Consider the following 25,381-nt stretch of genomic DNA (forward strand, 5'->3'; position numbering starts at 1 on the left):
TAGCAATAAGAATCCAATTAATTTGGATAAAATAATTTCCGATTTGGTTTTAGAATAAATTCACAAAAAGTGTATCATCAAAAATTTCGGGTGTTAAGGCGTAGAACCCCTTAATATGTTTTTATTGATAGTATCCTTTTTCGCAAAATCAAAACTCATTGAACAATTTGGAGTTTATTTTAACACGACATCTTTTTCAGAGGGTATAATTAAAAGACCCCAATAAGGATTCAATAGAATAAATAATTATTTATTTTCTAAATACAAAAGTGGATTCCGACGAATCGACTTTTGCTTACATTGCTACGGACACCTATTTAAATTTTATCTTTAAAGTCTTATAACGGCAAATATAAAATTATTCTTCAATAAGATTAAAAGACCAAGTAATATCGGATTTGTAAGTATTTGCAACACCACTTTCAACTTCAAAGGCAGTTTTAAGAACAACTTCTATCATTTCAGAGGTCATACCTTTTCCCTTTATGTTATATAAAAGGTTGATTTTTTCCATAGGCTTTGGAGCCACTGTTCCTCTTTCTCCATTTACAACCACTTCGTACGCTGAAATTTTAGCCCCTCTAGCCTTAAGCATTGTAACTATATCTACACTTGTACATGCTGCAACCGCATGAAGAAGTATTTCAATTGGCTTTGGACCTAGAACTTTTCCGTTATTCATTTCTGCTGGACCAGCTAGCAGAAATTTTACTCCCTCTGGAGTTGTACATTCAAATGTTACGCCTTCTCCAACCCATTTTACTACTGCATTCATCATAATAATTAAATCCTCCTATATTCGTAATAAGCTATATGTTTAATTTAATAGTAACCCATAGAATTGGAAAAGAAAAATTGATATAATAAATCATTATCATACAAAAAAATTATGGATGAAGAAAGGATAATAATAATATGGAAATTCGCCAACTTAATACATTCATTGCTGTGGCAGAGCTCAATAGTTTTACTCGAGCAGCATATATGCTCGGATACACTCAACCTACTGTTACAGCTCAGATACAACTACTAGAAAGTGACCTAGGAGTTCGTTTATTCGAACGTATTAGAAAGAATATATCGCTTACTCATGAGGGCGAAAAATTTCTTGTTTATGCAAAACAAATCGTTGCTCTGTGTGAAGAAGCAAAAGATACAATAAAAGATCATACCATTCCAAAAGGAGTTCTGGCTATAGGCGCATGGGAGTCATTATGCACAACACGTATAGATAGCCTTATTAAAGAATTCCATTATAGGTTCCCTGATATTGAAATCATATTAAAAACTATCAAATCTAGGGAGTATCAAGAACTTTTACTTGATAACCAGATTGATGTGGCCTTTTGCTTGGAACGTATGATAGCAAGTTCGGATTTCATTGTTGAACTCGCAATACCCGAACCTTTAGTATTACTCGCAGACCCTAACCATCCTCTTGCAAAGTCCCTTTGTGTATATCCCGAAAACATCGTTAACTATACTCTCATTTTAGCCGAGGAGGACTGCAGCTATAGGAGAACACTAATGACCATACTTAGTGATTGTGGTTTGACCCCCAAATCAATAATGGAAATCGGTAGTATCCAGTCTATGAAACAGCTTGCAATTAGCGGTTTAGGAATCATAATTCTTCCCAAAATTACAGTTGAAGAAGAACTATTAAAAGGGAAGCTTGTTGAGTTGAGCTGGTGTGGACCTTCTTTTGAATTCTTGACTCAAGTAATTTACCATAAGGACAAATGGATGTCACCCGCTTTACGGGCTCTGCTGAATATGACTAAGAAAATCCTTCCCCTGCAGTATTGTCGGAAATGATTATATGATGCACAAGTAAAAATTAAGCTGCAAAAGAATAGAGTAGAGAACAAGTGCTACCCACGTGGCAAGTATGCGGATGTTATGAAAATTTTAGATTTAAAGAAAACTACATTTTATAAATTAATTAATCAGTATCACGTTCAAGTTGTGCAACTGTGAGCATGAATACTCCTGTAGGTATTGTAGAAATAACTTCTCTTTGTCATTTATAACTTTGGTATTTGAATGCAATTCTTTCTGTGTTAACTTGACTCTTAACATTTCATTTAAGAGTTCTTCTCTAGTAACAATTTGTCTTTGATACAGCTTATTTAAAGCTAAATCTATATTTTTATTCAAGGTATCCTTCCTTTCAATTTTTTACTTTTGTTCTGAAAAAATTACTTTTTAAACATACAGTCAAAACAAAAATAATTTTGTAGCAATATCAAGATGTGGAATATGATATGTTTTTTTTATCCACTCTAAGAAATATCAATAATTTATTGTATAATATAGTTAATGAGGCATTTTGTCTTCGTAAAAAAATACACACTAACCAACTGAAAATTTAATTACTTTTCATAGTTTATTTATATATATGTAAAGATAAACAGCTAGGGATATTGGCAAAGGAGGGCCGACTGAGATTGCTAACTAAATTCAAAAAATAAAAAGGAGTTGTTAGTTTGAAAAAAATAAAGTTATCGATATTAGTGGTATTTTGTTTTGGTGTTTATTTTGAAAAGATTAGAAATTTGTAAGTTTATTATCTATTTAAACTGGGACAAGCTTGCAATTCGTAATCTATTATGCAATTAAGAAAGATGTTAAAAATATTAGTCAAGAATTTTAAAGGGAGGATTGTTATGAGAATGTTTGCAATAGGAGTTCTTATTATTTCGGCACCTATAATTGTAATTATGAGTGCAACTTTTGGGTTTCTCATTACTGAAAATGGAATAAAACCAAATAGGTTAACAAAGTCTTTTTATTCTGATGATGAAAGTTTCATTAAAAGAAAAAGTGCATTAACCTAAAAAGGTAATGCACTTCTTCTAGTTAAAAATCACCATCTATTATATCTGATTCATCAATTTCACTAATTACTTCATTGATATTTTCAACAATTATACCTTCTTGCAGCTCATCAACAGTTACTGCTGCTTCAATACCAATTTCTTTTTTAGTTATACCATTGAAAGTAATATTATCAATTTTCGATTCAATATTATCTAGTTTTTCTAAAATGAGTTTGTATTTTTGATTGTCCCTTATAATTTCCACTATATATGGCGTTAATGCTCTTTTAAGGGCTTTTTCATTTAAAATTTCGTATACATCATCAGGCATATATTTGGCATTCAATACCATTCTGCCTCTTTTTTCTTCATTCACCATCATTTGTTTTTCTCATTTCATTAATTGATAATATTTCAAGTGCAGCAAGGTTAATTGTTCTTGGAGATGGTTTGAATATTTCTTTTTTGTCATCTTCTAGTATTTCATTCAAGAAAAAGTGATTGCTTTCTGCTGCAGCTTCACTCATATGCTCTAATAAAGCTTGTTTTATAAAAGGCTCTAAAATAGACGCTTCTCCCCCAAAATAAATAAACTTTATTTGCTCTCCACTTTCAGGTATAAATGAGTATAAAAGCTTTGTAACAAGTACACTGGCATATTCTTGTAATACTTCATTAATTTTATTTGTAAAATCATAATTTTCGCCTGTGTTTTCATCTTTAAATATATATTTTTTTTGTTTGTAATTTTCAACTACAAACTTCTCCACGGCCCTTAAATTATGAAAATATTCTAAGAGCTTATCTTTTCTTAATTGTTCTAGCTTCCCGAGGAATGGCTCTATATCTATTACTTGAAATGATTCCCTGGATTGAGGTGTAGTTAATCCTTTAGCAAGTTTTACAGCATCGGTAGATCCTCCACCTATATCAACTAAAACAACTGGATAATTTGCAAATTCTATATTATTTCTTTTTTCTATTATTAAAGTGTTCTTATCAGTTTCACTTGCTATCATCTTGTACTTAAGAGCGTGCCTCGCAACCTCTGATTCAATTCTACATTTAGTATTTTTAACCACAATTTTTAATTCTTTTTCCATTCCTAATGTTATTATTTTTACACTATGTTCTCCAATAAATCTTTCTTCCATTCTTTTTTGTGCGCAGCTGAATTTATCTTCTCTTTTAAGTAGCCAGATTGGAAGCATCATACTCATATAATCTATTTCTATTTTGTTATCTTTATTGTCTAAATTTAAAGCAGTATAATATGATACCGCACTTAAAAAACTTAAATAAGGTATATTACTCTTTAGTTTATCATGCATCATAGCAACATGACTATTACTTAATTTAGACATCTCTGCCATTTCTCCAACAAGATAATACCTTTCTTTCCCATCTATTTCAGTTGAAATAACTAATCTTTCCAGTAATTCGTTAGATTGTGTAATTGGATTTACAAATAATTCATTTGCTTTTGTTTCACTTATTTCAACAACATTGGTGGGTATTTCTAAATAATATCCATCAATTATAAAATTATTTGTACTATTACCAAAATCCCCATTAAATCTTCTTATATTCATATTTTCTCCTTTTTCATTAAATCTATTTTTTTAATGACACTTAACAACAACTTATGATTTTATTTTATCATAAACATATTAAAAGTCAATGTTTTTTTAGTCAAGTGTCACTCTGATGCTATTTGGTTACCAAGTACTTTACTATAAGCCACATAAAATATTAAGCAAATTATTTGTGTTGATTTCTTGCTTCCGTTTCTAATGTGAAATCTATTCATCTCCATAATTATTTAACATCCTTTTGTTTACTATTTTAAAAAAAGATACGAAAAAGCACCTCTCAGTATATAAATAATAAAAAGTGCTTGAAGTTTTTTTATTATTATGTTGTAACCTATCCATAAATTGAATATCGATAAACTCTTTACTAAAAATTATATAAAATATCAAACAAATTTGAGGATATAGGCATATAAAAACCACCTTATCTATTTAAAACAAGGCGGTAAGCTTTTAATTGTATAATAATTCTAAAGCGAGGCAAAGTGTATTTTATATTTTCTTCACTATATAAGAAAAATGTTAACTAAGGGAAGTCAAAAGTCTTCCCTTAAAACCAGCCTCAATGATTACGAAAAGCGCCTAGATAAATAAATCACAAAAATATATTTCTACTATAATGCAGAAGTGACTTATATATATAATATCATTTTCCATTATATCACCCACAAATAAAATGTCTCACCTGGTGCGCATTGTAAAGAGGCGTGGTGGGTTCTATTATTATCATACTTTTTCGCTTATATTTTTCTAATTGTTACTTATGTAAAAAACATGAGACTCTCACTCATTCATTTGCCCATGCACTTATTAAATAGAATGAAAGCCATTCATGATAACCTTTAATATATTAAATGTTATTTTATGGCATTAAATGGTATAATCTATTTATGAGTTGTTTCGCAGTTGTAAAACAGTGCGGCATATGAAGGATGCAAGACAACTCAATAAATAGTAATTTGGCAAATTATTTATATTAGTGGAGGTAATTGAATGAATGTTGAAATTAAAAAATTGACACCTGCTCACGTAGAAGAATATATAAACTTTTTCGAGACGACGCCACATGATGACAATATCCCTGAGCATACCTGTTATTGTGAGTGTTGGTGTAGTGCCGACCACCGTTTCGGAACAGGTATTCCATCGCGTGAAGAAAGAAAAGCAATGGCTATTGAATATGTTAAGAGCGGAAAAATACAAGGATATTTAGCATATTTTGACGGTTGTATCGTTGGTTGGTGTAACGCAAATACAAAGACAGAATGTTTGAACTGTATCGGCTGGTATCGTTTTATGCCCCAAGTAAATGAATTGGAGATTGACGCAAATAATAAAGTAAAATCTATATATTGTTTTCTTGTTGCACCTGATATGAAAAGAAAAGCAATAGCAAAACAATTATTGCAATATGCTTGTCAAGACGCGATGAATGATGGTTATGATTATGTTGAAGTATATCCAGAAAAAGAAACTACAGATGAACGTAAACATTTTATGGGGTTTGTTGATATGTATAAAAACTTAGGCTTTACTATTCATGCAGAAACAAAGCAAAAATTTGTAATGAGGAAACAGCTAAAGGGCATCATAGTATGATGCATTATATGAAGCAGACAAATTCCAATTTGCAGAGCTTAGGTAATATAAATTTAGATTCAGTTATCTCGTATCTTTCTTAAATTATGTAACAAATTTGACTAAAGGGAGTTGTACATATATGAAAAAATGTAATGAACAAGGAGTGCCCACCATAGATGAAGCCAGGTTATTATTGAAGGAAGCAGAAGATTTATTTCCGGGACCATGGGTACAACATCACTTTGGACTGCTCAAGCAGCTAAGCTAATAGCTGAAAATTATGGAGAGTTGAATCCAGATGTGGCATACGTATTAGGGATGCTCCATGATATTGTAGCAAAAATTTGTATAACCCATTTTTGCCCATCTAAAAATATTAATGATATTTAAGAAGTTGTGAATAAAAGCTGTAGCCATGAAGATTATAAGTTTGTTGAGGATTTTTTTAATAAACTGGAATATACTGAATACGATAAATTAATACAATTATGTGATGCTTTAGCATTACCTGATGGTTTTACACTGATAGAAAAAAGACTGATTGATGTTGCCCTGCGACATGGAGTGAACGAATATAATGTTCCAAAATGGAAAGCCTTCATCGAACTAAAAAATTATTTTGAGAAGAAAATAGGAAAATCTGTATACAGCATATTACCAGGCGTTATTGAAAATACTTTTGAATTATAAAATTAAATTTTCTCTCAAGAAGATACCAATTTAATTCGTAATCTTTCTTAAAATAGGACTTAACTTAAAAAGCGTGGATTATAAGGAATTATTTTAAGTATTTGGTTATACATTTAATGGTATTTGAGTGGGTTTGTAGTATATAATAATTATGCTGTTTTAATAAAAAAACCTATGAGATAGGGGGACTTATTATGTCAAAAGATATATTTAATAAAGAGTGTGAATCTAGAATTAAGTTAGCAAGAGAAATTGCCAGTAAATGTTCAATAGAATATGGAAGGGAAATTATTATTGTTGGTTCTGTTTCAAGAAATCTTGCAGATGAAGATTCTGATATTGAAATAGAATTTTTAGTAGATAATTTAATATCAGAAGAAAACATGATTAATTGGATTAAACAGATTGGCGGAACAAATATACATCCCTATGGCGTACCACTATGGGATGGATCAGTTTGGGTAATATTCAAGTATAAAAATTATTGGATTGAATCTGGATGGCAGACTATTAGTAGCATGAAAAATAACATAAATTCAATTATAGAAGGTAAAGTAATTACCCATGATAAACTTATTATTGCTTCAGTATTAAAAGATGCAATTTTTATCAGGGATAATGGTATATTAAGTGATTTACAAGGACAATTAAATCTTTATCCAGAAGAACTTCAGAAAGATATTATAGCAAATACAATTGAACCTTGGACTATGGGTTTGGCAATAGATGTTAGAAAAATGCTATCTAAGAGAGAGGATAAAATTCCATTCCTTCAAAGAATTATACCAGATGTCCAAAAGATTTTAAGAATTTTATATGCAATAAATAGACAGTGGGAACCAGATTGGAAATGGACAAAATATATAATCAGTAATCTAGAGATAAAACCAGAAAATCTAGAAGAGAAGATAGATTCAATTATATGTATAAAAGATACTAAAGAGAATCTAAAGAATTGTTTTGAGTTAATAAAGGATACATTATTACTTATACCAAAAGACCTTGAACTAGGTGATACCGTTGCAGCTATATTAAAAAATATTGATACAACTACAATAGTATAATAGTATTCAATTGAATTTTACGGCATTTTTAGGGATACTCAACTATTCCTGCAAAAAACAGCCACAAGACAGTATTTTCCCATTTTCGATAAACTGTAAATCAAAAACTAAAAAAAAAATTTGGCACTACTGATAGGATGGGTTACTCATTGGATAGCCCATCCGTCATGACTCAAATTGAGTATTGATTCTGAATTACATCTCACAAAGGTTATTTCAAAAAATACTCAAGGGCTCCATAGCTTACAACAGATCTTAAGGACTGAATGCCTTTAATTTCATCATCATCAAACCCCGCGATACCATTTTGAAGCAAAAAAGTATTATAACCCCTTTCAATAGCACCATTGTAAGTAAATAGAACACAATGCTCTGCTGCAAATCCACTTATAACAATACAGTCTACACCCTCACTCTTTAGAATAGTATCTAACTCTGTTTTCCAAAAAGCATTGCTATAGGTTTTATGTACAAATAAATCATTATCTGATACTACTAATTCTTCTACACATTTAAAGCCCTCAGTCTCTGCACCCCCTGCTTCAATGTCCTGTATGATTACCACAGGATATTTTTTCTTGCGGAAATATTCACTGATTTCATTAATATATTCTACTGCTTTTTCAAAGGATAGCCTGCAAGATGTGGATTCTTTACAATTTTTTTGCATGTCTATTACTAAAAGTGCTATTTTTGACATAATGTCCTCCTCCTATAACTCTTAATTATTAATTATTAATCATTATGTTTACCACTATTTTTGTTAACTCTTTTAACCTAATGGCTCATCACCATATGTATTCATTCAAAGACTGTAACATATATATAATTTTACCAAAACATTCTACCTTATCCAAGTTAAAAATTAATTAAAATAATACTTTCCTTCTATAATAGGTTCTCGCCAAGATTTCTCATTAAAGAGCAGGATTTATTTCTGTTTTTATTGAACTTTATACTTATCTAAAAACTGTTTAAGTTTATCTAAAGGGTTTGTAATGCTAATAATGGATAGGGTTTAATCATTAAATGATAAAGCTCTTATTTTTTTGCTCAAAACAAGTTCGTTAAAGTAGAATTACACTATTGATAATGCTAACTAAAGTAATTATAAAAAATATATATTAGTTAATGTAAAGTCTTTAAAAAAATATCAAAATAATACTTAACTTAAAAAGCGTGGATTATAAAAAATTATTTTAACTATTTTATTATACATTTAACGACATTTAAGAAAGAAAGTCTCCGACTTCTATAAGTGGGAGTTACAAGCTATAACAAATAAAAAACTTCAGTGGGGGGATAACAATTGAGAATTGTTATCTGCTCCAGAGGTCTACAAGGGGGTAAATCTCCTTCTGAAGTCGTTAATATTGCAGCATCGCAGATGATGATTTAATGGTATCTTAGCGGGTTTGTAGTATATAATAATTATACTGTTTTAATAAAAAAACTATGATATAGGGGGGACTTATTATGTCAAAAGATATATTTAATAAAGAGTGTGAAGCTAGAATTAAGTTAGCAAGAAAACTTGCCAGTAAATGTTCAATAGAATATGGAAGGGAAATACATAGCATTTTCTTCAAGGATGGATTCAGTGCCACTTTCATAAATTTTTTATAGCTAAATATCTGTAATGACAAGGCATTTTAGCAGATTTTTTCGCTACTTCTCTGACATTGGCGTATGGTAAATTTTAAGACAAATTTCAGTCATCTCATCAATGGTCTTGAAAGGGTCTGATTGTATCCACTTTGAAAAAATATTATATAGCGCGCCGACATTAAAGTATATTCGGTATATGTTTTCATCGGACTTATCTAGTACATTTGCAAGCATTATATCGTTTAAGCGATCTAAAATGATATAATTAAATTTCGCATCGATCAGCGTTATATATATATCACGTCGCTGGTAAAAAATTTCGAAAAGCACTTTGATAAATTTTTTAGGTTCTTTTGCTTTGCCGGTTCTTTCATCGGTATAGGGTAAAAGCTTTTGATTAATCTCGAAAATAAGCGAATTAACGAGATCGATTAAGATTTCCTGTTTCGATGAATAATTGCTGTAGTATGCAGTTCGTGATACCCCTGCACGCTTAACGATATCTGTAATTGTTATCTTGCAAAACTGCTGTTCCTTGATTAATAGCACCAGTGCAGTGCAGATGGCTTCTCTTGTTAAACGATTCGTTTCTTTATTTGAATAGTGTTTAGATGTGTTTGGAATTAATAATTGATAATCTGACATAACATTTTCCTCCTATTTGTACGTTATGGCGTTTCATTTATTACTTTTCATTGTTTTTTATATTGCTTTCTAATATACTATATATCACACGAGATTACAAATGTAATGCAATAAGGATAATCAAGTAAAAATAATAAAGAGAGACGATTGTTTCATGATCGGAACAACAGTTGACCAAAATGGGGTTTGAGGTACACCGTGACACGTTCACCTTTGACCGCTGGGAAGAAAAGAGAAGTTCTGTATTTGTTAACAATGAAGAAATTCATTTGTCGTCAGCATTTCCACAACAACATCCTGTTGTTTCGGGAGATGGCAATCTTGTATTGAATACAACGTTGCAAAATACTCACTTAAAAAAAGCAAAAGAAATGGGAGTTCAAGCTGTCATCTTAGTTTAGAAAGGTGTATCGAATGAAAAAGTTGAAGATCAATATTTACCCATGAATATGTGGGTATTCCTGCAGTTTTGGTAAATGAAACAGAAGGACAAAAAGTGATTGAAGCCTTTATCAGTACTAATCTCATTAATGAATGAAACAAATTAAACGAAACATTAGGAAGGGAATTGAATTATGAAAAAAATACTTATTATTATACTTAAAGCAATAGGAGTTATAGTTATAGCAATAGGACTTTTTCTAGCCATTGTTTTTACAGTTAATATCATAAGCAACAAATCGGAGCAAGGAAAAATACAACCCTATGGCCAGTTAGTATCTGTAGATGGGAAAAATATGAATGTTACAATTCAAGGACAAGGCAAAGAAACAGTCGTGCTACTACCAGGCTATGGAACAGCAGCACCAGCACTTGATTTTAAGCCCCTAGTGAAAGAGCTATCTCCATTTTACAAAGTAGTGGTGATTGAGCCTTTTGGTTATGGATTAAGTGATGATACCGAAAAAGAACGAAGCACAGAAAATATTGCAAATGAAACTCATGAAGCTTTACAAAGTCTTAAAATTGACCGATATATTCTAATGGGTCACTCCATTGCAGGCATTTACGGACTAGATTATGTAAACAAATATCAGCAGGAAGTAAGTGCATTTGTCGGGATCGATAGCAGTGCTCCAATGCAAGGCGGTATGGATGCTGAATTTCCAATAGAAACTTTTAAACTACTCAAAAAATCAGGTTTAGCCAGATTGGTAATGAAACTAAGTCCTGACCCCTATGCTGGACTACCATTTGATGATGAAACAAAAGAACAAATGAGAATGATTACTCACAAAAACCTGTATAATTCCACCACTTCCAATGAAATGAAAAATTTGGGTACTAATTTTAAAGCAGCTAAAAATTTAACATTCCCCAAAAATCTACCCGTTATTTTCTTTATACAAGCGAATAATACAGATGTGAAAAGATGGATACCACTGCATGAAGAGCAAGTAAAAGATTCTGTACATGGAAAAGTGGTAACATTTGAAGGAGGACATTATTTACACCATACCAAATCAAAAGAAATCGTTGAAAACCTTAGGAGCTTTATGAAAAAATAGAATAAGGTGGTCAAGAATGAGAGTATAAAAGAAGTTATTTAGTATTTAAGAACCCCATTCATTTATGTGTGGGAGTTTCAGCCTTATAATATTCCGCTACATATGCTATGTAAAAATATTATTTAATATATCAACACATAAAAAAACCCGCTATTTGTAATTAAATTATAAATAGCGGTTTTTTTTATTTAAGAATACAACTTAATTGTATTTTATGCTTTAGTTCGCTTGAAATGATTTTTATGGTACAAGTATAATTTTACATATATTGGTACATAATCTTAATAATAGAATCTATACAAGGTGAGGTTGAATATATATGAAAAAAATAAAAGTGAAAGTTGGAATAGATAAAAGTAAATTAATAAAAGGTGACAAAAGGGTAGTTGCTTGTGGTAAGAACTTTTGAAATATTTGTTAGATTAGTAGCTACTATAAACCTATCCAAAAATCCAATTAAATTCTTAACTTCTTAACTTCTAAAGAATATTAATTCTTAACTTCTTTTAACGACATTTCAGAAGGAAGTCTCCTACTTCTATAATTTGGGGGATAACAATTGATAATTGTTATCTGCTCTAGAGGTCTACAAGGGGGTAAGTTTCCTTCTGAAGTCGTTAATATTGCAGCTTCCCAAAAGATGATTTAAGTTTATGAGTATGTTGCCGTACCCTTAAATGTTATCTATAATTTTAACAAAATTAAGAAAATAAAATTAGGCTATTACATGAATTAAAAAATTATGCTACACTATAAAAGTCAAATCAAATTCAATGCGTTGTACCGACGGTCATATCATCGTCGATACAGCGCATTTTTTTTAATTTAAGTAAAATCGAGGAGGAAATTATGGAAAAATGCATGCCTAGAAATGGGAAAGAAGGATTAGTTTACGGGGGTATTATATGTTCATTGACTTGCATATTCATGGCAACTATGAATATTTCTATTAACATGGGTGGAGTGTCAGGAAAAGCAATAGTTACATCGTTAAAAGCATTTCCATTAGTTTTTATAATCGCAATGATACTAGAAACGTTTGTTGTAGGAAAGATAGCAGGTAAACTAGTGAATGTTTTTAGTTCACCAACAGATAGTTTAAATGCTCATATTCTGTTTAGGACATTTTTTACCGTTATTGGTATGTCCATTATTATGACAACTGTGGGAGGAACTTTAGCAAGTGGGTTCAATCTGGAAGTTATTAAAGAGTTCCCAATTTCCTGGCCACGCAACTTTTGTGTAGTTATATTTTTGGAACTGCTTATTGTACAGCCTATTGCAAGAAATGTGATGAGAATAATACATGACAAGAATGAACCTGATTTAGATGATAGGTTAAGTGCATAGAAACAAAAATGTTTTGAGCAATGAACAATCTTCTTTTGTGAGAATGTTCATAGATTTGTGTAAATAACTTTAGAAGTGTATATCTAACTAGAAATTAGTATGGGAATTTACTCCTGTACTAATTTTTTATTTTTGGGGCAATACTAATACTGGGGTTGTGTGGATATTATTATATTATTTGTAAAAAGTTTTAAATTATACATTAAAATATAGAAAATACAAATTTTAATTTTTAATTATGCTTCAATCCTATCTTCAAACATAATTGTCAGTTGTGCTAATGAGCTGGACCAATTTTGAGCAGGTGAAGTCCATTTTTTCATAATTTCTAAGGTTGCTAGGTATAACGACTTTTTTAAGGAATCATCTGTAGGGAACACAGTTTTAGTCTTTGTAAACTTCCTGAGTTGCCTGTTAAAGCCCTCCAATGCATTAGTTGTATATATTATCTTCCTTATCTCTGGTGGATAATCAAAGTATGTTGATAAATTGTTCCAATTATTGTACCAAGAATTAATAACTATACTATACTTTGCACCCCATTTGTCTTTTAACTTTTCAAGCTCATTGGTGGCTATTTCTTCCGACGAAGCCTTATAAACACACTTTAAATCCCTCATGAATTCCTTAGTGTCTTTAGACGCTATATATTTAAAAGAGTTCCTTATTTGGTGTATTATGCATGTTTGAATGCTTACATCAGGGAAAACCACTTTTATTGCATCAGGTAAGCCTTTTAGACCATCCATACAAGCTATAAGAATATCTTGAACTCCTCTATTCTTAAGATCATTGCATACTGTAAGCCAAAACTTTGCTCCTTCTTGTTCGCCAATCCATATTCCAAGTATATCTTTATGTCCTCTCATATCAAGGGCCATACAGATGTATGCGGCCTTTGTAACTATCTTATTCTCTTCCCTAACCTTAAAGTGGACTGCGTCCATATATACAATTGGGTAAATACTATCCAGTGTTCTATTTTGCCAATCTGCGGCAGCACCCATAACCTTATCGGTTATCTTAGAAATCATTGATGGTGAAACATCAATTCCATATAAATCTTCTAGCTCTGTCTGTATATCTCTTGTTGACATGCCCCTTGCGTAAAGTCCAATTATTTTGTTATCAAGCTCATCACAAACTGTTTCATATTTTTTTACTATTTTAGGTTCAAATTTAGCGTTTCTATCTCTTGGAATATCAATTTCAACGTTTCCAAAACTACTTTTTATACTCTTTTCACTGTAACCATTTCTGTAGTTCCTATCTGAATCATCCTCAACTCTTTTGTACTTTTCTCTACCCAATAACTCCTCCATTTCCCCTTCCAGCATTTGCTGCATGACACCTTTTAGTAGTCTTTGCATTAAACCATTCTTACCAACTACATCCTCCATAGTCTTACATTTTTTAACCTCTGCCTTTAAATCAAAATCTGGTGCTTCAATTTCTTTCATAACCATTCCTCCTAACTTAATTATTAGATATTATTACCACAAATACCATTTGTTTATACAAAAAAGAATGTAGCTAGATTTATTCACACAAATCTAGCCACATTCCCTCTTTTGTAAAGATACCTAATAAAGCTTACTAAAGTAGTAAATCCCTTTACCATCAAGGGAATTTACTACTTTCTTCATTTTTGATTATTGGGCTATATTTAAGAATATTTAAATTTCATGATATAATATTTAAGATACATTTGTATATTAAAGAGAATTAAAAATAGCTTTTATTTTTATATTCTACAATTAAGACTGTACTTAATAGTGCGGTCTCTTATTATATTGCAAATCAACACTATTCTTAAATATCTCCAATTATTCAAATAAAAAAAGATTCCACCAAGGTAATCCCTTCGTGAAATCTTTTTACTATGCTATCTCAACTTCATTAGTATCAGTAAGAACTACCTAAGCATTATTAATTTCCATTTTTTTATCTTATAGTTTGTCCAATAAGTCCTTTTACAATAGCCTCTGAAATAGCTTCAGCATTATATCTATCCATATCTTCTTTGCTATCTACAAATGCACATTCCACAAGTACTGCTGGCATTTTGGTATGTTTTAATACGTATAGATTGCTGCCAATTTTCACACCTCTATTTGTATATCCAAGAGCTGCTATCTTATTTACAATACTTTCAGCTAGGTGTTTTCCCATACTGCTTATTGCAAAGACCTCTGTACCATGGCCACCGCCTGCATTGAAATGTATACTTACAAATACATCTACATTGTTTGTATTGGCTATTTTACATCTTTCTGCTAGACTGTCCATTAAGCTTTTTCCATTTCTTCCTGTGCAGTCAATCACCATATGTCCAAGGGATTTAAGTTTTTTAACTACGAAGATTCCTACTTCTGTATTTAATTTATCTTCTGTTTTATATCCTACTGCTCCAGTGTCAAAAGGATTATTATGACCAAAGTCTACACCATAAATCATGTTTATCACTCTCCTATTTAATTCTTTATTAATAAATATGCTTATTCGTCTACATTTTTTTTATTTATAATGCAGGAATTAGTTCTATCATCAATTCGTGTAACTCTTCTATGCACATCAATTATAAGTTCTAGCATTTGTTCAAGTGATTTTAATGTACTTTTTTGATCCTTATCATTTGTTAAAAGTACTTCATTAAGTTTTTGAGTGTTTTCAGCATAACTTGTAATAAGATTATCAATCTTATCACAGAGCTTATCTATACGTACATTCTGACTAGTATTTTCATTGAAATTAATCTTTGTAAATAACTTGAAAAGTAGAATTATAAATACCAATATTAAAAGTAATGCTGCACCGCCTATACCTAATTGTAAAAATAAATTTGCTATTTCACTTTTTACTGGCACTAAGTTCCCACCCCTTTTTCAGTTTTTTAATAAATAAAAAGCTTCATTCGTTTTAAAATGATATGAGAGCTTAAATTAAAAATACATACTAAATGTATTCGTATTTGGTGTAAGTTTGTGCTTTTAACAGGTGCGTAATATTTCCCTAATATTTAAAAAAAGGCAATAAAAAAAGACTATTTAAAGTCATGTCTATTGCCTTAACTTTATTCTGTTTAAAACCTTTATTTTATATGGTTTCTTGAGTTATTAATACGTCGTCATATTTTCCTATTCCACCGCAACTGACGTAACATAAGCAATAGTATCTGAGTATTCTTTTTCTGTTATATATCCGTTTACTAATGCTTTGTCAATTATTTCTAATGTGTAATTTTCACCTGCATACTTCTTTGCTGGTTCATGGTAATCCACCATTATTGCTGAAAAGGCTCTAATACCATATTGGTATACACATACTGCATACTGTTTTACTAGTAATTTGTTAATTAACATTTTTACTTTCCTCCTAAGGTAATATTATTGTTTCCATTAAACCTAGTAGTGTTGCATTTGATTCTGCCAGCAGACTTTGCGTACTTGTTAATTCTATAGTTAGTCTATCTCTTTCCTGTCTCAAGAATTTTATTGAATCTGGTTGTCTTATCATACAACTTGAAGTTAAATTATCTTTTGCATCTACTTCCTGCACTACAATATAGTTGTCATATTCAGAACCCTCTTCAAAATTAATGCTGTTTGATATAGCAATTTTGTCACCTTCTGCTATTATCTGTGGAAACTCGTTGTATATCTTTATCACATATCCATCTGAAATTTGATACTCCAAGTATCTGTATTCCATATTTTTGAGCACACCTTTGACATCAGTGAACTGTATAACATTACCTTCATCATTTAAAACATACATACTAAAACCTCCCTTTAATTTATTCTAACCACATATTATACATATTTATGGATGTAGTAGACACATTGCCATCAGCTGACATATATATTTGTGGATACCACATGCCTGTTGCACTTGTGATATCTATAATGGTTATTTTACGTGTGAATCCTCCACTTCTACTTATAGATACACCTAGGCTAGGTAGTCCTGCATTTGGTACACTGTCGTATAGTCCAAAATACAGACAGTTATTAGCATTTCCTGTAAAGGTTAAATCCCAATCAATGCACAGCTTAGTATATGCAGTTACATCTATTCGATAATAGGGGTAGATATAGTTTTGGGTAGATTCATTTCCTTCGTTACTGTGCCAACCTACTACTGAGGTATAAACATGGTCAGCTAACCAATTAACAGTAGTTCTGCTATTTGGGGTGTTATTCCATACTACATTTTGTACACCTAATGTGTATAGTTGTAAGGCTCTAGAGTAGGCTTTACCCCAAACTCCACTTACCCTTTTCCATACTTTAGACCATGATTCAGTAACAGCCCATACCCCACCTGTTTTTTTCCACATCTTGCTCAAATTAAAAACCTCCTTTAAGGCTGTATCCAAAAATCATTGTCAAAACCCCCACTCGGGGTGGATGCACTTACTGTTGTGCTAGGTAATGTTCCTATTACTCCTCCTACATTACTGCCATTTTTAACATTGCTTGCTACTAAATTACTAATGTTGGCAGTTATTGTGCCTCCTCCTGTAAATCCTAAAGGCACTACTTTTGTTGCACCTTGTGCAGTAATTGTAGCGTTTTGATACCCGTTATCGGCCATTGCTCCTGTAATTTTAACACCATTTATATAGGCAGTTTTTCCTGTATATATACCACCCGCATCTGCATTGGCATCCGATGTCGCAGTTCCAACTACTCCTCCAACAGTTTGTCCTTTCAATATAGTAGATGCACTTAAATTAGTTATACTAGCAGTTATTGTTCCTCCCGAAGTATACCCCTCTGGAACTACTTTAGTAGCACCATTTGCTGTAAGCATAACAGTTGGCGACCCATTGCTAGTCATTGTTCCTGTCACTTTAGCACCTTTTACATATGAAGTTTTACCTACTAAGATTTCACTTGATAGTGCTGTTGCATCACCTGTGTATGCACCCACTATTCCACTTGCAATACTACCTACTGGATTACCATATTTAATGACAGATGGGTTGAATCCATATATGCCACATTTTGTTGTTGATGTAGTGTCTACATAACCCGCAGTACTCAATTTAAAAGTAGGAAAACCATAATCACCTAGAGCATCACCACCAAAGGATACACTTACAACATCAGCAGCATTTGCATTGTTAGGTAAATATGCACCCGCATAATTAGGCATTGTCCCAGCGATAGACATAACAGCATTGCCCTTTAATAGTTTTGAAGCGTCAAATGTGATAGCATTTATCTTACTTGCCAATACCGTAAATGTATCAGTAGTTAATGCTGAAACACCCTTAGCAACTAGCGCATTTGCTACTGCTGTTTTACCGTTATTGGCATTTGTAAAAAGTACTTTTGTCATTTCTGTAAGAGATTTACCCTTTAGGGTTGCATCTAAGCTTTGGTCATTTATATTTCCTATTTGTTTAACATTTTCCGCCAATTGCGTCTCAACAGATTGTCCATTCTCACATTTAACTACTGAAGCATTTGTGTGCGGATAATAAATAGTTCCAGTATCATCTTGTATTTCTACATTTTTTATTGCCATTTATATCACGTCCTTTAAACAATTTTTAAAAACAACTTTACTTGTGATCCATTTGCATAACTTGTTCCTACTTTAACAACCTCCCCGGAAGTTCCTTGTGATCCGGTAGCACCTGTATCACCTTTAATACCTTGTATTCCTGGGTCACCCTTAGCACCAGGGTCACCATTCTTACCTTGTATACCTTGGGAACCCACAGCACCTGTATCTCCTTTAGGACCTAGAGCACCTCTTAATACCCCTGCATCTAATTTTTGTTGGAACGTTTGTCCATCTCCAAATAATACTGAATTTGCACTAGTAAGTACATCAACTTCTTGCAATACTGCTCCTGTGCTAGAGTCTAGTAATTGAACTCTTACTTTATTTAAATCTGCCATAATATTATTCCCTTCTTTCTTATAAATTCATTAAATTACTTTGATTCCCATTGTAGGACTAACTTTTAAATTATTGCTTATATCTGTATTTAATGTGTTTGTTGCTTTAAAATACAAAGTATTTGCTTTTCTGTCTGCTATTATTGGTAAGGTTTCTGCGATGTACAATTCTACCTTTTTAGCCAACTGCGTATCATTACTGTTAACCTTCCCTAAGGCCTCTCCCCCCCTATCATAAGCACATTTTACTGCTTTACTAGTAGCGATGGTGTCTGAGCTATCTGAATTTATTGAATCACTTTTTTTTGAATTATCTATTTTTAGATTCAATATATCATCTATTTTCTTTGTATTTTCATTCAGCGCCCCTATATCTACAGTATCGTTGCCTTGAGGTTGATTCAATCCATAAATTGGTGTTTTTATCATATGATCACCCCTTTCCTGTTAATATTTGTTTTTGCTTCCCCCCATGTCATTGATTTCATATCATTCCATGTGTAGTTGTAGCTCTTACACCAATCCCATATACAGTAGGTGTATTCATATTCAAATCTTAGGTGAACAGGTTTAATCTCTTCAATGGTTTTTGTTAAATCCAGCATGTTAGGGGGAATACCTTTACCACCAATAAACTTGACTATAAATTTATACTCTTCAGGTTTTTCTATAATTTCTACTTCACAGTTAGAATAAGCACTTGCTACTTGATTTATCATCTTTTTAGTTACAGTACCTGTTCCACGTACTTTGGCCTTTATTACGGATTTCCTGTACTCCACAGGTTTATTCTCATCAATAGGTATTCCAAGAAACTGCTCCCATAATTTTAAGCCTGGTGCCTCTTTGGTGACTGTATCAATAAAGCATTGTTCCAGCATACTCTTCATATGAAAATTCAGTCTTCCTAATTCCTTAGAAAGCACTTCCTTTTGCAAAGCCTTAATTGTGCTGTCATTGTGCAGATATTGGGGTAAATAGTTCATTAAATTAGGGCACATTTTTTCTGGAATTGTCATTGAATTTTCATTATCTATGGCATAAGGGATACCTCTTTTATTTAAATTTTCATTAATCAATTTATCCCTCCTTGGGTAAGCAATACAACTCAATGCCTTTTAATACTGCAACTTCATTTTCCATTAGGATAATATCCCTATCCAAAGAATTAATAGTAAGATTTTCATAATTCTTTACTCCTAGAATTGATATTAATAAGGATCCTATCTTTTTATAAATAATTTCATCCTCTTTAAATGTTATTTCATGTATAAAATCTTCAATGCTTTTTTTATAAACTTCTTTAATATCATCTAAGCTGTGATCACCATAAAGACTTACTCCTACCTTAATTTCAATTTCCTTTGGAACTGCAGATCCTACAATTACTTTCACGCCTATAGGTCTTTCATCTTCAATATGATTTTTAACCTCCTCAACTATTTGCGGAGCAACTGCTTTTTTATCATTATCAATAAGTATTAATTGTATTGTTCCAACTTCTTTTACTGATGGTATTACTTTTACATCTCCAACGCCTGGAGTTTCTAATGCCCATAATTTATAATGGTTTGCATTTCCAGAAGTACAAGGATGTCGAACCTTTGTAAGCAATCTTTTTAATAATTCCTCATCATTTTCTATATCCCCACCACCCGTAACAGCGGTTATATTAATTACGGTGCTTATTCCATTAATCTGCATTGGGAATTCTATTATCTGATTTGATAACACATTATATTTTTTACCTATCTCTGCCGCTTCTACTTGGGCTGTTCCCCTTCCAAATTCTACTTTCAAAGGTTCAGTAGTTTTGAATCTAAGCCCATTCTGTGTCTGAATCAATATATTTGTATCATATACTCCATCAGCTCCTGTAAAGTAAGTTTTACCTCTCGCCTTTGCACCTTCCTTTCTGTATACTCCAAATTCATTAGCTCTTTTATCTAAGTACTCTCCACTGGAGGTTTGTGCAAATACATTTTGATAAAAAATATCAAACATCATATATGCATTTGCAAGCTCCATACTTACTGGAGAAATAGCATCATAAATAAAAGAACCTTCCAATTTACATATATCGGAAGGAACCTCATTTAACATTCTCTTTTTTATTTCATTTTCAGTTACATTCTCATACATTTATTCTCACCTCGCTATACATAGTGTCTACTAAAAAGTTTATACTAAGCTTACTTCCATCCAATTTTAAATCTATATTATTAATAGCTTTAATATAGGGATTCACCTTCAAACATTCATTTAGATATCGCTGCACCTCGCAAAATAAAGCTTCTCTTGATAAACCTAAACTTATAAGTTCCTCCAGTTCATGACCATAGTCCCATGAATAAGCTCCATACTTATATCTTGAAGTGTTAAGTGTCTTATATATCCACACCTTTATAGCTTCAGCCCCAGTAACTATTTTATTGTTTCCTTTTTCTAAGATAAATTTATTTCTTTCAAAATCCCATGCATATTCCTTAGGTACAGGAAGCTCCTCTGAAAAACCTATTTTGTTTGTTTTAATAATATCATATAGATTTACCTTAAAATCATCTGGGAAAATACTCATATACTCACCACCTTTGAAAGCACAATAAATTTCTGACCGTCGTAAGTAGATAGAATCGCAACTAAATCTCCTGCCTTTAATCCATCAGTATATTTTATAGATCCTTTATTAATAATTTCTTCAGAACTGTAGGTCTTACCATTTTTTATGATGCTTTCACATTTTTGCTCTACTTTCCGTTCATAATCTTTGAGGAGATAATCAGAAATTAATAAATTTCTACTGGTTAGCTGCAAATCTCCAACTTTTATAATTAAGGGAGACTCACTATGAACCTGACCTAATTGAATTGATGGAGGATTATAGGATGCTCCATTATCTTTTATAATATTTATTAATGTACTATAAGGATTTTTCTTTGAGCTCACACTATCACTCCTTTATATCCATTTTATTCTGTGCACATATATTTAACTGAGTTGTATACTTTCCACTTCCAATATCCCAGCTATGGCTATCACTTTCTATATACCATATTGTATTATCTAACAGATCTATATATGGAATTTTTATATTAATTCCATATCCGGTTCTTAACTTTAAATCTCCCAGCACCTCTATTGAAATTTGATAATCTACTCCATGAAGCATATTTCTGGCAACACCCTTAGGGTCCTTCCCCTCTTCTTTTGTATATGAGTCTTGTAGAACTCCAAATTTCTTTGTCCAACCTTCATTTTCAGCTTTTCCTATATAGTTACCCTTATCATCATATATTTTAACTGTGGTTACCATACTGTCCATGTTATCACTATAGGAGGTACTTAAAACATTCTTACCAGTTTCTATAGACATATCAGCTATTATTCCACCTTTTTCAATGATGTCTAACTGCTTATTTCTCATTATCGGTATATATTTTTTCCCATTTTGTTTAGAAACTTCAGTATATACCGACATGAGGATATCATATAAAGATTGATCTTGAAATAATCTGCTTATAGGTGTACTTACTTTAGGTATATATCCTTTTTTTAGATTAACCTCTCTGCATACTTGGCTCACGATATCTCCTGCAGTGATATTGTGAAAATTATAACTTGCCTTTGACTTTAATAAATATATTAAAAAATCATAAGCTGCAAATGTTACTTGCTCTGATGATGATAAGTCTCTGCTAAAAACAATACCGCTGAATATTTCCTCATCACCATCTAATACCCATACCAATGTGCCTGGACTTATCTGAGTATGACTGTGATTCTTATCAAAAATAGAATAAGTTAGAGTAACATCTAGCTTTCTGGAACACTGTTGCACATCTCCTGAAATTTGAAGACTATTACAATAGGAAGTAATATCTGTTTTAATTTTATTATCATATAGCGTATATATCCTAATCATAATTTTAAAACCTGGCCTGGATTAATTAAACTTGGATCGCTACCTATAACATTTTTGTTTTTCTTATATATTGATTCCCAAAGGTTTGAATTACCGACACACATTTTAGCTATTAACATAAGCGTGTCTCCTTCTTTTACAGTATAGGTAGAAGGTTTTTTCTTACTACCAATACGATTACCAGCACTGTTTTCATTATAAGTTTCAGTATTAAGTATTTTATATTCTTTTAAATCTATTGTGAAATATACATCACCAGTGCCGTCTTTTTCTCCATAAGTAAAATTTTCTATTGTGCACAACATATTAATATTGGTTTCAGATATCATAAAACCTATAGGTTTTTTGCTTTCAATCCAGGCTTCAATAAGTTCCACACATGCGTATGGATGACGTATATTCTTGGTCTGACAAAAGCTATACTGCTGTGCTGGGAAAAAACTACTTATACTAATAGGTGCTAATTTTTTACCTCCTATTAAAGCTATTTCACCAAAATCTTCTACATTTACAGTACTATTACTTCTTCCTTTTTGTATAGAAAATTCCGGTGGAGGAACAGGAAGCCATAAATAATCATTCTCCTGCATTAACCAAAATTGCATTATTTCTCTCCCTCCTATGCCATATTAAATGCTGCATTTTGAAGCTTATTAACAAGTGCATTAGATATTCTGTCAATATCCGCTTCCTCTCTTACAACTATAGTATCCGCCAGTTTAGCTATAGAAACCCCGCCAAATCCTGATGAGGAATTTGCCTCTTGTTTAGTAAGAACTCTTTCACCTTGATGTAACAGAGCTGGATAATTGTCGTAGGGTACTCTAGCAAGTCCAAAGGCATAAGATTTACCACTACCTCCGCTTTTACCTACCTTACTTGGATTATCGCCACCTCCAAGGAGACCAGCTACTGTATCAGCTACCCATCCTGCAACTTTTGCTATGCCACCTAATGCATCTTTGATTAAGTTCAAAAATGGCTTTATAAATTCCCATACGCCTTGTACCGCTTTACTTATTCCTGGCCATGCGGCTACAAATATATCTACTATAACTTGAGCAAGACTTTTAAAAATTGAAAAAATAGGTTCAATAATACCCCAGGCTATTTCCAATATAGTGGATATAGCAGGCCACATCTCTTTCCAAGCCTTGCCCAAAAATTTAACAACATTTATAACTACATTAAATATAGGAGGCAATTTTTGTATCACGGCTACTATAACTGAAAATACTTTTTCCAGTACTGGCTGCATACCTTGAATTATATTAGGAATTGCCTTAAATACTTTTGTAAATGTTGGCAATAGCTTTTCAACAGTCTTAGAAAGCTGAACAAAGAATTTCCCTATAATAGGCGTTATAACACTCATAACTATTTTTATTTTCCCAGAAATTCCCTGTATAAATTTATCTATTCTAGGTTGGTATTTTTCTAACCAATTTGCTATAGGTTTTAATACTCCAGCAATTACAGGCATAAAAACTTTTCCTAGACTTGCCTTCATACCATCCATACTTTTTTTTACTCTTTCAATCTGTTTTGCTGCATCCACTGCTGAAGGATCTTTATCATTGGCTAAAGCAGGTTTTACAAAATTCTTAGCTATAAAGCTTATTGGAGAACTAAGAAGTTTCATTTTATCTTTTACAGCACTAAAAACATTTTTAGTCTTATCAACTGCCGATATAGCCACTGAGAATTTTTTCTTACAGCTTTCCCCTATTTTTTTCATTGCTTGTGATGTACGTGCTATCATAGACACAACAACTTTTCTTGGCTTACTAACAATACTTTTAATCTTATCTTTAGCCATATCTTTTAATGCTAAAGTAAGGTAATATTTTTGTGAAACAAATTCTTTTAATGAATGGCTCGTAAGTTTAATACCAGCCTCTAGTGAAGCCCTAGCTATTGCCACATCCAATGTTCTTTTTGCTTTCTTGTCTTCCATTTTTTGGTTATTATATCTAATAATAGCCTCCTGAGTTGCTTGTACTTCTTCTCTAAGTTTTACAAAGTGCTTATGTTGATTAGTATTAACAGGAGGAGGGGGTGGAAGCATAGCTTGAAATGCTATTTTTATTTCGTTTATTATCTCTTTTGTTGAATTTAAACTTTCACTTATGGTATCTGTACTTCCCTCAAATGATTCTTTTATCTCATCTATAGTTTGTTGCAGTGTATCTGTAGATATAGCTATATTAACGGAAGTCGAAACATTGTTTTTAATATTTATATTACCCATCATTTTTTGTATATCATTCTTAGGTAAATCTAATACAGCTTTTATACTGATTTTCTTTTCTTTTAAATCTTCTATAAATTTATGAAAATATTTACTTTGATCTCCTATAGATTCTTTAACTCCACTTCCTTTAGCTATTCCTTTAAAAGAAGACTGTACCTCGTTTGACTTAGATTTAACCATTTCCATACTAGTAGCTATTGACTGTGAAAAGGATTGGCTTATTTTTATAGATGATGCTGATTCATGTAATACCTTCAGCTGCTCATTTAATTTGATTGTATTTTTTATTGAGTTATTAACATCAATTTCTATTCCCATACATCTCACCTCCTATGCAAAATAAAAAATATTATTAAAAACTTCCTAACAAGGGGCACATATTACCATTAGTATCTTTCTCTTTAATCTCATGCTCATAAAAAGCTCTTAT

The 25,381-nt window shown here is 31.7% G+C and carries 31 protein-coding genes; 10 read left to right on the top strand and 21 right to left on the bottom strand.

The features are described 5' to 3' along the window. Nucleotides 1-358 precede the first annotated feature (358 nt). Nucleotides 359-778 carry an OsmC family protein gene (locus tag G9F70_RS25110; protein ID WP_164946814.1) on the bottom strand — a complete coding sequence of 140 codons (420 nt, stop codon included), beginning with the start codon at nt 776-778 and terminating at the stop codon, nt 359-361. Between the two features lie 137 nt (nt 779-915). On the opposite strand from G9F70_RS25110, the gene G9F70_RS25115 reads away from it, so the two are divergent. Together G9F70_RS25115 and G9F70_RS25120 are read left to right on the top strand one after the other, a co-directional pair. Next, nucleotides 916-1,818, top strand: a complete 903-nt coding sequence (locus tag G9F70_RS25115; protein ID WP_164946815.1) for a LysR family transcriptional regulator — start codon at nt 916-918, stop codon at nt 1,816-1,818. An 851-nt stretch (nt 1,819-2,669) separates the two neighbouring features. Next, on the top strand, nt 2,670-2,840 hold the full coding sequence (locus tag G9F70_RS25120; protein WP_164946816.1) for a hypothetical protein: 171 nt from the start codon (nt 2,670-2,672) through the stop codon (nt 2,838-2,840). Between the two features lie 22 nt (nt 2,841-2,862). On the opposite strand, the gene G9F70_RS25125 is transcribed toward G9F70_RS25120, so the two are convergent. Further along, nucleotides 2,863-3,204 carry a hypothetical protein gene (locus G9F70_RS25125; RefSeq protein WP_202882654.1) on the bottom strand — a complete coding sequence of 114 codons (342 nt, stop codon included), beginning with the start codon at nt 3,202-3,204 and terminating at the stop codon, nt 2,863-2,865. Then, on the bottom strand, nt 3,191-4,414 hold the full coding sequence (locus G9F70_RS25130) for a hypothetical protein (RefSeq protein ID WP_164946817.1): 1,224 nt from the start codon (nt 4,412-4,414) through the stop codon (nt 3,191-3,193). The genes G9F70_RS25125 and G9F70_RS25130 overlap by 14 nt, the downstream gene beginning before the upstream one ends. Nucleotides 4,415-5,407: 993 nt before the next feature. On the opposite strand from G9F70_RS25130, the gene G9F70_RS25135 reads away from it, so the two are divergent. The 4 genes from G9F70_RS25135 to G9F70_RS25145 all read left to right on the top strand — a co-directional run bounded on the left by G9F70_RS25135 (nt 5,408) and on the right by G9F70_RS25145 (nt 7,749). Further along, on the top strand, nt 5,408-6,013 hold the full coding sequence (locus tag G9F70_RS25135) for a GNAT family N-acetyltransferase (protein ID WP_164946818.1): 606 nt from the start codon (nt 5,408-5,410) through the stop codon (nt 6,011-6,013). 207 nt (nt 6,014-6,220) lie between these two features. Beyond that, a complete protein-coding gene (locus G9F70_RS27370; protein ID WP_318011024.1) occupies nt 6,221-6,385 on the top strand; it encodes an HDOD domain-containing protein in 165 nt (54 codons plus the stop codon). Between the two features lie 6 nt (nt 6,386-6,391). After that, the gene (locus tag G9F70_RS27375; protein WP_318011025.1) at nt 6,392-6,685 is read left to right on the top strand and encodes a hypothetical protein; all 294 of its coding nucleotides are present in this window, start codon (nt 6,392-6,394) and stop codon (nt 6,683-6,685) included. Nucleotides 6,686-6,879: 194 nt separating this feature from the next. After that, nucleotides 6,880-7,749: a DUF4037 domain-containing protein gene (locus G9F70_RS25145; RefSeq protein WP_164946819.1), complete on the top strand. Its 870-nt coding sequence runs from the start codon at nt 6,880-6,882 to the stop codon at nt 7,747-7,749. 211 nt (nt 7,750-7,960) lie between these two features. On the opposite strand, the gene G9F70_RS25150 is transcribed toward G9F70_RS25145, so the two are convergent. Continuing rightward, nucleotides 7,961-8,449, bottom strand: a complete 489-nt coding sequence (locus G9F70_RS25150) for a cysteine hydrolase family protein (RefSeq protein WP_164946820.1) — start codon at nt 8,447-8,449, stop codon at nt 7,961-7,963. Nucleotides 8,450-9,225: 776 nt separating this feature from the next. On the opposite strand from G9F70_RS25150, the gene G9F70_RS25155 reads away from it, so the two are divergent. Continuing rightward, on the top strand, nt 9,226-9,375 hold the full coding sequence (locus G9F70_RS25155) for a hypothetical protein (RefSeq protein WP_164946821.1): 150 nt from the start codon (nt 9,226-9,228) through the stop codon (nt 9,373-9,375). A 42-nt stretch (nt 9,376-9,417) separates the two neighbouring features. Here the strand turns inward: G9F70_RS25155 and G9F70_RS25160 are convergent, their stop codons facing one another. Continuing rightward, complete coding sequence (locus G9F70_RS25160; protein WP_164946822.1) at nt 9,418-10,002, bottom strand: TetR/AcrR family transcriptional regulator; 585 nt, start codon at nt 10,000-10,002, stop codon at nt 9,418-9,420. A gap of 179 nt (nt 10,003-10,181) precedes the next feature. Here G9F70_RS25160 and G9F70_RS25165 point away from each other — a divergent pair, with 179 nt between their 5' ends. The 3 genes from G9F70_RS25165 to G9F70_RS25175 all read left to right on the top strand — a co-directional run bounded on the left by G9F70_RS25165 (nt 10,182) and on the right by G9F70_RS25175 (nt 12,860). After that, a complete protein-coding gene (locus tag G9F70_RS25165; protein ID WP_164946823.1) occupies nt 10,182-10,403 on the top strand; it encodes a hypothetical protein in 222 nt (73 codons plus the stop codon). Nucleotides 10,404-10,577: 174 nt separating this feature from the next. After that, a complete protein-coding gene (locus tag G9F70_RS25170) occupies nt 10,578-11,510 on the top strand; it encodes an alpha/beta hydrolase (RefSeq protein WP_164946824.1) in 933 nt (310 codons plus the stop codon). Nucleotides 11,511-12,359: 849 nt separating this feature from the next. After that, complete coding sequence (locus tag G9F70_RS25175; protein ID WP_164946825.1) at nt 12,360-12,860, top strand: DUF2798 domain-containing protein; 501 nt, start codon at nt 12,360-12,362, stop codon at nt 12,858-12,860. Between the two features lie 236 nt (nt 12,861-13,096). On the opposite strand, the gene G9F70_RS25180 is transcribed toward G9F70_RS25175, so the two are convergent. The 16 genes from G9F70_RS25180 to G9F70_RS25255 form a co-directional block, all read right to left on the bottom strand. Next, nucleotides 13,097-14,320, bottom strand: a complete 1,224-nt coding sequence (locus G9F70_RS25180; RefSeq protein WP_164946826.1) for an IS256 family transposase — start codon at nt 14,318-14,320, stop codon at nt 13,097-13,099. Nucleotides 14,321-14,804: 484 nt separating this feature from the next. Then, nucleotides 14,805-15,317, bottom strand: coding sequence for an N-acetylmuramoyl-L-alanine amidase (locus tag G9F70_RS25185; RefSeq protein ID WP_164946827.1), 513 nt, complete (start codon nt 15,315-15,317; stop codon nt 14,805-14,807). 41 nt (nt 15,318-15,358) lie between these two features. After that, entirely contained in the window at nt 15,359-15,727 is a 369-nt protein-coding gene (locus G9F70_RS25190) for a hypothetical protein (protein WP_164946828.1), read from the bottom strand. A 270-nt stretch (nt 15,728-15,997) separates the two neighbouring features. Further along, nucleotides 15,998-16,222, bottom strand: a complete 225-nt coding sequence (locus G9F70_RS25195; RefSeq protein WP_164946829.1) for a hypothetical protein — start codon at nt 16,220-16,222, stop codon at nt 15,998-16,000. Between the two features lie 13 nt (nt 16,223-16,235). Beyond that, nucleotides 16,236-16,637, bottom strand: coding sequence for a hypothetical protein (locus G9F70_RS25200; RefSeq protein WP_164946830.1), 402 nt, complete (start codon nt 16,635-16,637; stop codon nt 16,236-16,238). A gap of 19 nt (nt 16,638-16,656) precedes the next feature. Then, on the bottom strand, nt 16,657-17,208 hold the full coding sequence (locus tag G9F70_RS25205; RefSeq protein ID WP_164946831.1) for a hypothetical protein: 552 nt from the start codon (nt 17,206-17,208) through the stop codon (nt 16,657-16,659). Between the two features lie 14 nt (nt 17,209-17,222). Continuing rightward, nucleotides 17,223-18,395, bottom strand: coding sequence for a hypothetical protein (locus tag G9F70_RS25210; RefSeq protein ID WP_164946832.1), 1,173 nt, complete (start codon nt 18,393-18,395; stop codon nt 17,223-17,225). Nucleotides 18,396-18,409: 14 nt separating this feature from the next. Beyond that, on the bottom strand, nt 18,410-18,775 hold the full coding sequence (locus G9F70_RS25215; protein ID WP_164946833.1) for a collagen-like protein: 366 nt from the start codon (nt 18,773-18,775) through the stop codon (nt 18,410-18,412). A gap of 30 nt (nt 18,776-18,805) precedes the next feature. Continuing rightward, nucleotides 18,806-19,204 carry a tail fiber protein gene (locus tag G9F70_RS25220; protein ID WP_164946834.1) on the bottom strand — a complete coding sequence of 133 codons (399 nt, stop codon included), beginning with the start codon at nt 19,202-19,204 and terminating at the stop codon, nt 18,806-18,808. Further along, nucleotides 19,201-19,854 (bottom strand): putative phage tail protein, encoded by a 654-nt coding sequence (locus G9F70_RS25225; RefSeq protein ID WP_164946835.1) that lies wholly within the window; start codon nt 19,852-19,854, stop codon nt 19,201-19,203. Before G9F70_RS25225 ends, G9F70_RS25220 begins: the two co-directional genes overlap by 4 nt. A 1-nt stretch (nt 19,855) precedes the next feature. After that, nucleotides 19,856-20,917 (bottom strand): baseplate J/gp47 family protein, encoded by a 1,062-nt coding sequence (locus G9F70_RS25230; protein ID WP_164946836.1) that lies wholly within the window; start codon nt 20,915-20,917, stop codon nt 19,856-19,858. After that, on the bottom strand, nt 20,910-21,353 hold the full coding sequence (locus G9F70_RS25235) for a DUF2634 domain-containing protein (RefSeq protein ID WP_164946837.1): 444 nt from the start codon (nt 21,351-21,353) through the stop codon (nt 20,910-20,912). The genes G9F70_RS25230 and G9F70_RS25235 overlap by 8 nt, the downstream gene beginning before the upstream one ends. After that, nucleotides 21,350-21,721 carry a DUF2577 domain-containing protein gene (locus G9F70_RS25240; protein ID WP_164946838.1) on the bottom strand — a complete coding sequence of 124 codons (372 nt, stop codon included), beginning with the start codon at nt 21,719-21,721 and terminating at the stop codon, nt 21,350-21,352. Before G9F70_RS25240 ends, G9F70_RS25235 begins: the two co-directional genes overlap by 4 nt. Before the next feature lie 4 nt (nt 21,722-21,725). Continuing rightward, nucleotides 21,726-22,697 carry a terminase gene (locus G9F70_RS25245; RefSeq protein WP_164946839.1) on the bottom strand — a complete coding sequence of 324 codons (972 nt, stop codon included), beginning with the start codon at nt 22,695-22,697 and terminating at the stop codon, nt 21,726-21,728. After that, entirely contained in the window at nt 22,694-23,302 is a 609-nt protein-coding gene (locus G9F70_RS25250) for a LysM peptidoglycan-binding domain-containing protein (RefSeq protein ID WP_164946840.1), read from the bottom strand. The genes G9F70_RS25245 and G9F70_RS25250 overlap by 4 nt, the downstream gene beginning before the upstream one ends. A gap of 14 nt (nt 23,303-23,316) precedes the next feature. Then, nucleotides 23,317-25,269 carry a hypothetical protein gene (locus tag G9F70_RS25255; protein WP_164946841.1) on the bottom strand — a complete coding sequence of 651 codons (1,953 nt, stop codon included), beginning with the start codon at nt 25,267-25,269 and terminating at the stop codon, nt 23,317-23,319. Nucleotides 25,270-25,381 lie beyond the last annotated feature (112 nt).

Origin of the sequence: Clostridium sp. FP1 (genome assembly GCF_011065975.2) — a bacterium.
GTDB lineage: Bacteria > Bacillota > Clostridia > Clostridiales > Clostridiaceae > Clostridium_AD > Clostridium_AD tagluense.

Coding starts and splice junctions, on each gene's coding strand:
- G9F70_RS25175 (WP_164946825.1), top strand. CDS start 12,360: ATGGAAAAATGCATGCCTAGAAATGGGAAAGAAGGATTAGTTTACGGG.
- G9F70_RS25250 (WP_164946840.1), bottom strand. CDS start 23,302: ATGCAATTTTGGTTAATGCAGGAGAATGATTATTTATGGCTTCCTGTT.
- G9F70_RS25255 (WP_164946841.1), bottom strand. CDS start 25,269: ATGGGAATAGAAATTGATGTTAATAACTCAATAAAAAATACAATCAAA.
- G9F70_RS25160 (WP_164946822.1), bottom strand. CDS start 10,002: ATGTCAGATTATCAATTATTAATTCCAAACACATCTAAACACTATTCA.
- G9F70_RS25210 (WP_164946832.1), bottom strand. CDS start 18,395: ATGGCAATAAAAAATGTAGAAATACAAGATGATACTGGAACTATTTAT.
- G9F70_RS25180 (WP_164946826.1), bottom strand. CDS start 14,320: ATGAAAGAAATTGAAGCACCAGATTTTGATTTAAAGGCAGAGGTTAAA.
- G9F70_RS25155 (WP_164946821.1), top strand. CDS start 9,226: ATGTCAAAAGATATATTTAATAAAGAGTGTGAAGCTAGAATTAAGTTA.
- G9F70_RS25110 (WP_164946814.1), bottom strand. CDS start 778: ATGATGAATGCAGTAGTAAAATGGGTTGGAGAAGGCGTAACATTTGAA.
- G9F70_RS27370 (WP_318011024.1), top strand. CDS start 6,221: ATGGGTACAACATCACTTTGGACTGCTCAAGCAGCTAAGCTAATAGCT.
- G9F70_RS25235 (WP_164946837.1), bottom strand. CDS start 21,353: ATGAGTATTTTCCCAGATGATTTTAAGGTAAATCTATATGATATTATT.
- G9F70_RS25245 (WP_164946839.1), bottom strand. CDS start 22,697: ATGATTAGGATATATACGCTATATGATAATAAAATTAAAACAGATATT.
- G9F70_RS25135 (WP_164946818.1), top strand. CDS start 5,408: ATGAATGTTGAAATTAAAAAATTGACACCTGCTCACGTAGAAGAATAT.
- G9F70_RS25215 (WP_164946833.1), bottom strand. CDS start 18,775: ATGGCAGATTTAAATAAAGTAAGAGTTCAATTACTAGACTCTAGCACA.
- G9F70_RS25150 (WP_164946820.1), bottom strand. CDS start 8,449: ATGTCAAAAATAGCACTTTTAGTAATAGACATGCAAAAAAATTGTAAA.
- G9F70_RS25115 (WP_164946815.1), top strand. CDS start 916: ATGGAAATTCGCCAACTTAATACATTCATTGCTGTGGCAGAGCTCAAT.
- G9F70_RS25165 (WP_164946823.1), top strand. CDS start 10,182: ATGGGGTTTGAGGTACACCGTGACACGTTCACCTTTGACCGCTGGGAA.
- G9F70_RS25170 (WP_164946824.1), top strand. CDS start 10,578: ATGAAAAAAATACTTATTATTATACTTAAAGCAATAGGAGTTATAGTT.
- G9F70_RS25230 (WP_164946836.1), bottom strand. CDS start 20,917: ATGTATGAGAATGTAACTGAAAATGAAATAAAAAAGAGAATGTTAAAT.
- G9F70_RS25145 (WP_164946819.1), top strand. CDS start 6,880: ATGTCAAAAGATATATTTAATAAAGAGTGTGAATCTAGAATTAAGTTA.
- G9F70_RS25185 (WP_164946827.1), bottom strand. CDS start 15,317: ATGATTTATGGTGTAGACTTTGGTCATAATAATCCTTTTGACACTGGA.
- G9F70_RS25120 (WP_164946816.1), top strand. CDS start 2,670: ATGAGAATGTTTGCAATAGGAGTTCTTATTATTTCGGCACCTATAATT.
- G9F70_RS25130 (WP_164946817.1), bottom strand. CDS start 4,414: ATGAATATAAGAAGATTTAATGGGGATTTTGGTAATAGTACAAATAAT.
- G9F70_RS25125 (WP_202882654.1), bottom strand. CDS start 3,204: ATGATGGTGAATGAAGAAAAAAGAGGCAGAATGGTATTGAATGCCAAA.
- G9F70_RS25200 (WP_164946830.1), bottom strand. CDS start 16,637: ATGTATGTTTTAAATGATGAAGGTAATGTTATACAGTTCACTGATGTC.
- G9F70_RS25220 (WP_164946834.1), bottom strand. CDS start 19,204: ATGATAAAAACACCAATTTATGGATTGAATCAACCTCAAGGCAACGAT.
- G9F70_RS25195 (WP_164946829.1), bottom strand. CDS start 16,222: ATGTTAATTAACAAATTACTAGTAAAACAGTATGCAGTATGTGTATAC.